Source organism: Caulobacter sp. HMWF025, assembly GCF_003060965.1.
Lineage (GTDB): Bacteria > Pseudomonadota > Alphaproteobacteria > Caulobacterales > Caulobacteraceae > Caulobacter.
Window position 1 is genome coordinate 1,257 of sequence record NZ_QAII01000173.1, and the last position, 4,091, is coordinate 5,347.

The 4,091-nt window shown below is 65.7% G+C and carries 1 protein-coding gene; it reads right to left on the reverse strand.

Going from position 1 to position 4,091, the window contains the following annotated elements; genetic code table 11:
* The coding region (locus DBR10_RS18035; RefSeq protein ID WP_272482614.1) for a beta strand repeat-containing protein at positions 1–4,091 on the reverse strand (4,091 nt) is incomplete at both ends.

Consider the following 4,091-nt stretch of genomic DNA (forward strand, 5'->3'; position numbering starts at 1 on the left):
CTGCAGGCGGTCGAAGCCGTCGGTGCCGCTGACGATGTAGCCGCCGGTCCCGTCGCTGTAGACCGTCGAGGCTGCCAGGGTGCCGCTGAAGCGGGCCGTGTCCGTGCCCGAGCCGCCGACCAGGCTGTCATCGCCCAGACCGCCGGTCAGGACATCGTCGCCGTTGCCACCGGTCAGGGTCTCGGCCGAGGCGGTGCCTTCGAGCCAAAGCGCCGTGGCGGCGGTCGCCGCATCGACCGTCTGGTCATCGAAGGCCAGGCGTTCGACGCCCTGCAGGCGGTCAAAGCCGTCGGTGCCGCTGACGATATAGCCGCCGGCGCCGTCGCTGTAGACGGTCGAGGCCGCCAGGGTGCTGCTGAAGCGCGCGGTGTCGGTGCCCGCGCCGCCGACCAGGCTGTCATCGCCGAGGCCACCCGTGAGGACGTCGTCGCCGGCGTCGCCGGTCAGGGTCTCGGCCGAGGCCGTGCCTTCGAGCCACAGGGCCGAAGCGGCGGTCGCCGCATCCACGGTCTGGTCATCGAAGGCCAGACGTTCAACGCCCTGCAGGCGGTCGAAGCCGTCGGTGCCGCTGACGATGAAGCCGCCGGCGCCGTCACTGTAGACCGTCGAGGCCGCGAGGGTGCCGCTGAAGCGGGCCGTGTCCGTGCCCACGCCGCCGACCAGGCTGTCGTCACCGAGGCCGCCCGTGAGGACGTCGTCGCCGGTGTTGCCGGTCAGGGTATCTTTGCCATTCGTCCCCTTGAGCCATAGGTCGAGGGGCGGAATGGAGGTCGCCAGGTTTGCGTCACTGAAGCGGAGGACCTCGATACCGACCAGATGATCCAGCCCGTCGGGACCTTGGAGATAGAGGCCGTCCTCGCCATCCGCGAAGATCCGGTAGTCGGCGCGGCGGCCGGCGAAGACCGCGACATCAGATCCGGTGCCGCCTTGAATGAGGTCATCACCAGCGCCGCCGTTCAGAATGTCATCACCGACACCGCCGGCCAACGTATCGCCTGTCGTCCCGCCGCTCAGCCAGACGGCTGAAGCCGCGATGTCCACTACGCCGTCGGAGAACATCAGTCGTTCGACGTCGACGAGCCGGTCGAAGCCCTCGGTGCCGGAAACGTAGAAGCCCCCGCTACCATCGCCATAGACCGTGTAGGCGCTGCTGACACCGGCATAGCTGGCGGTGTCCAGGCCCGAGCCGCCCTCGAGGGTGTCGTCACCAAGCCCACCGACCAGGGTATCGTCGCCAGCCAGACCGGAAAGGCTGTCGGACAGGCTGCCACCGCTGACGCGGTTGGCGAGCGCATTGCCCGAGCCCTGGAAGGTGGCGTTGCCTGCGAACGTCAGGATCTCGATCTCGGCGGCAAGTCCGTAGGTCGAGATCGAAACGATCGCCTCGTCAAGGCCGCCGCCGGACAGTTCGACCAGGACGTCGCCGGTATTGTCGACCAGGAACAGGTCATCGCCGGAGCCTCCGGTCAGGAGGTCTGCGCCGGTGCCGCCGTCCAGGGTGTCCGCACCGGCACCGCCTGACAGGCTGTCGGACAGGCCACTGCCGAGAATCCGGTTGTTTGCTGCGTTTCCCGAGCCGTTAAAGGGGCCGGATCCGACATAGATCAGGGTCTCGAGTTCCAGTCCGAGCCCGTAGCTGGACAGGGTCGTACGCACAGTGTCGGTCCCGCCGGCAGCGGATTCGACAACCTTGTCGCCGAGATTGTCGACGACATAGACATCGTCACCCGCACCCCCCAGGAGGCTGTCCGCCCCGGCCCCGCCATCGAGTGTATCGGCACCGGCACCGCCGGTCAGGGTATCGGCTGACGATCCACCCCTAATGAGGGCACTGGTCGAACCCGCAATGCCCTGGAATGCCGCCGTACCCGAATAGGTCAGGGCCTCGATGTTTGCGCCGATCGTGAACACGGACAGCGAGACGATCTGGGTGTCATTGCCGCCACCCTGGGCCTCGACCACGACGTCGCCAGTGGCATCGATCACATAGGTGTCGTCGCCCAGTCCGCCGATCAGGCGATCTGCGCCCGCTCCGCCGTCGAGTGTATCGGCACCCGCGCCGCCGGTCAGGGTGTTGGCGAGCATGTTGCCCACACCCCTGAAATCGCCGGTACCGACATAGGTCAGCAAATCGACGCCGCTGGCCAGGGTCAGGCTACCGACGGTGGTCCGGATCAGGTCGATGCCGGCACCCGTGTTTTCGATGACCACGTCGCCGGGGTTGTCGACCACATAGACATCGTCGCCCAGTCCGCCCGTCAGTGTGTCTGCACCAAGGCCGCCGTCGAGCGTGTCGGCCCCGGCTCCGGAAGTGATTGCGTTGCCGAGCCCGTTGCCTTGACCGGCGAAGGCGAGCCCGCCGGTATAGGTCAGATTGTCGACGTTGGCGGACAGGGCGTAGGTTGTGAGTACCGTCCGGACGAGGTCGATACCTTCGGCTTCGCGTTCGACGATGAGATCGCCAGCGTTGTCGACGACATAGACATCGGCACCGAGGCCTCCGGCAAGCGTATCGGCACCGAGCCCGCCGTCGAGCGTATCGGCACCATTGCCGCCGGTAAGGACGTTGTTCAGGACGTTGCCGACCCCGGAGGCGTTGCCGCTAAAGACGAAGGTGAGGTTCTCGACCTCGGCGCCTAGCAGGTAGTAGTTCACATTGGCCTGGACCGTATCCAGACCGCCGCCCGCCAGTTCAACGACCTGATCGCCCGTACTTTCGACGAGATAGAGATCGTTGCCGGCACCACCCGTGAGCTTGTCCACGCCGCTGCCGCCGTCGAGCGTATCAGCTCCGCCGCCGCCGGTGATCTGGTTTCCCAGGGCGTTTCCGGTGCCATAAAACGCCGCCGAACCCGTGTAGATCAGATAGTCGACGTTTGTCGGCAGGGTATAGATCGCCAGGGCTGTTCTGACGGTGTCACCGCCGGCATTGAGCTCTTCGACAATGACGTCCCGGACGTCGTCGATCGTATAGAAATCACCGCCGAGGCCACCGATCAGCGTGTCGGCACCGCCACCACCGTCCAGCGTGTCTCCGCCGGTGGCACCGGTAATGAGGTTGTTCTGGGCGTTTCCAACGACGTTGACGGTTGCGGCACCGGTATAGACCAGGGCCTCAACCTCCGAAGACATCGTGAAGCTGTTGATCCTCAGCTGGATCGTATCGAATCCGCCCCCTGCCGACTCCAGGATCACGGTGTTGGCGATGGAGACAATATAGGTATCGTCGCCCGTGCCACCGACCAGGGTATCCACCCCGCCGCCGCCGTCGAGTGTATCAGCTCCGGCCCCACCATTGATGAGATTTGCGCCGGTACTGCCCTTGAGCGAATTGTTCAGGTCATTGCCGGTGAGCTGAACGGCGGTGCCCGTCAGCAGGCCCGCCTCAACGGTCCCCGTCAGGGTGTATGCCGCCAGGCTACTGATGACTGTGTCGAAGCCTTCGCCCGCGTACTCAACAACCTGGTCGGCAATGTTATCGACATAGTAGGTGTCGTCGTTCTGGCCACCGGCCATGACGTCGGCACCTGTACCGCCGTCGAGGGTGTCCGCCCCGCTGCCGCCGAGCAGGGTATCGACGCCCAGCCCGCCGGCCATCAGGCCGCCGTCGTCACCGTTCGTCAGCAGGTCGTTCCCTGCGTCTCCGTGCAATTCGCCCTGGCCGGCACCGGCATAGAGGGTGTCGTTCCCATAGCCCCCCGAAAGAATGTCTCGACCCAGTCCACCGAGGATCAGGTCTGATCCGAAGTTCCCGCGGATGATGTCATCGCCGGCACCGCCGAAAACGACATCGTCGCCATTCCCGGCATCAAGCCTCACGCCCATGTCCGACAGGATGAGCGTATCGGCGGCCGATGTTCCGACCTGGTTCGTGAAGCTGAGGTTCTGCAGTCCCATGAGAGACAGGGCGGCGGTTGCGACGTCAGCGGCCTGCCAGGCTCTCGAGGCCCCTGTGTAGTGACCGCCGTCGAGCTGCTCCAGCCCGAAGGCTGTCGCGGCGAAGGCCATGTTGGCATGGGCCGCAACGACCTGCTGCTGGGCCGCGACGATGGCCGCCCAACCCTGCGGAATGAAGGGGGCCTGGCCGTTGT